This window comes from Isoptericola sp. NPDC057391, assembly GCF_042668085.1.
In the GTDB taxonomy this organism is placed as follows: Bacteria; Actinomycetota; Actinomycetes; order Actinomycetales; family Cellulomonadaceae; genus Isoptericola.
This window is the reverse complement of the sequence record NZ_JBHVBO010000329.1, coordinates 1-1,665: the sequence shown is the minus strand read 5'-3', so window position 1 is coordinate 1,665 and position 1,665 is coordinate 1. Positions and strand designations below refer to the sequence as shown.

3 protein-coding genes are annotated in these 1,665 nt (G+C 74.4%); 1 reads left to right on the top strand and 2 read right to left on the bottom strand.

Features of this window, described 5'->3' with window-relative positions; all coding sequences use genetic code 11:
• Both ACFUVW_RS20780 and ACFUVW_RS20775 read right to left on the bottom strand, forming a co-directional pair.
• On the bottom strand, nucleotides 1-502 hold a 502-nt coding region (locus tag ACFUVW_RS20780; RefSeq protein ID WP_430573187.1), incomplete at its 3' end, for a DinB family protein.
• Between the two features lie 61 nt (nucleotides 503-563).
• On the bottom strand, nucleotides 564-1,364 hold the full coding sequence (locus ACFUVW_RS20775; protein WP_430573186.1) for a DUF4097 family beta strand repeat-containing protein: 801 nt from the start codon (nucleotides 1,362-1,364) through the stop codon (nucleotides 564-566).
• A 156-nt stretch (nucleotides 1,365-1,520) separates the two neighbouring features.
• On the opposite strand from ACFUVW_RS20775, the gene ACFUVW_RS20770 reads away from it, so the two are divergent.
• Nucleotides 1,521-1,595 carry a 50S ribosomal protein bL37 gene (locus ACFUVW_RS20770; protein WP_099052597.1) on the top strand — a complete coding sequence of 25 codons (75 nt, stop codon included), beginning with the start codon at nucleotides 1,521-1,523 and terminating at the stop codon, nucleotides 1,593-1,595.
• Nucleotides 1,596-1,665: the final 70 nt, after the last annotated feature.

The following is a 1,665-nucleotide window of genomic DNA, read 5'->3' as shown; positions in this document are numbered from 1 at the left end:
CGTACGCGGCCTGGCCGACGTGCTGCAGGTCGTCGCCGACGACGCTGACGAGCCGGACCCCGAGCGTGACGGGCGGGTCCCAGTGCGTGTCCACCACGCGCTCCAGGTCCGCGGCGGTGACCGTCTGGAGGTACGCGGTCGTCGCGGCGTGCACGTCGTCGAGGTAGCCCCGCAGCAGAGCGGCGTCGGCGCGCACGGCCGCGACCTGCTCCGGCGTGTGGCCGTAGCCCGTGTCGGCGTCGTCGAACGGGAGCCCGAACTTCGCGGCCCAGCCGCCCGCCGTCCACCGCTGCTCGGCGCCCGCGACGTCCGCGACGTGGTCGTCCTGCACCCGGGTCAGGTGCCAGACGAGCCACGCGACGGTGTTCGCCTCCGGGTCGGGGCGGTACGCCAGCTGCTCGGCCGTCGCCCCGCGGAGCACGCGGTGCGCCGTCTCGGCGATCCGCCCGAAGGCGTCGGTCAGCAGGGCGACGTGGGGTGCGGGCGATGTCGGTGCAGTCATCGTGCTCCTCCTCCCCGGCGGCCGTGCCTGTCGAGAACTACGGCGGGCCCGGCCCCGGATATCAGCGACGGTCGACGGTGACGTGCGCGGACGTCACCGTCGCGGACAGGTAGGCGGCGCTGCGGCCGTCGGCGGGCTGCTCGCCGTGGTCGACGACGAGGGTCGCCCCGGCGCTCGGCAGCACCGAGCCGTCGAGGACGACCTGGCCGGACGCGCCGCGCACCTTGAGGTTCACCGGGGTGCCGGCCGGGAGGCGCAGGTCGATCGCGCCCGACACCGTCTTGGCCGTGACGAGCGGGCTCGCCTGGGTGGCGGTGACGGTCACGGCCCCCGACACGGTGTTCAGGGACACCCGCGCGAGCGCGCCGGCCAGGGCGATCGACCCCGCCGCGCTGTTCGCCGTCACGTCCCCCGTGTGCCCCTCGGCCGACATCGTCCCCGAGACGGTCTTGAGCGACATCGGGCCGGTGGTCCCGGTCGTGCGCACGCCGCCGGTCACGGTCTTCACCGCGACCCGCCGGCCCCCGGTGACCTCGACGTCCGCGCCGAGGGTGCCGACGTCGACCGCCCCGTCCGCCGGGACGACGACCCGCACGACGGCGTGCTCGCTCTGGCGCGGGTTGCGCAGCTTCGCCATGACGGAGTCGAGCACGGAGCTCTCGTAGCCCACGCGCAGCCGGTCGCCGTCCCGCACCACCTGGACCGGCTTGGCGCCCACCTCGAGCAGCTCGACCCGCACGCCCGTCGCGGCCGGGTCGGCGACGACGTCGGCGCGCCCGTCCTGCAGGCGGAGCGTCACCCCCGTGACCTGCTCGACGTCGATGGTCTGCGGGGCGGCGACCGCCCACGACTCCGTGCTCATGAGGCTCCCTGTGGTGCTCGGGCTGTGCTGGGGACGGGTACACCCTGGCAGAGCCCGGGGACGTGCGGATCGGGGATGCCCCGGATTCCAACCCCGGGCCTCGGGTGTGGGACCATGGGCACCGACCCCTCGTCCATCTTTCGTGAGGAGACCACCATGAGCAAGCGCGGTCGCAAGCGCCGTAGCCGCAAGGGCAACGCCGCCAACCACGGCAAGCGTCCCAACGCCTGACGCGCCCTCTCGCGAGATAGAGAACGCGTCTCGCCGAGATAGACAAGAGCCGACCGCAGCTGGCTGCGGT

Excerpts from the sequence above, each read along its gene's own strand:
- ACFUVW_RS20775 (WP_430573186.1), bottom strand. The coding sequence starts at position 1,364 with ATGAGCACGGAGTCGTGGGCGGTCGCCGCCCCGCAGACCATCGACGTC.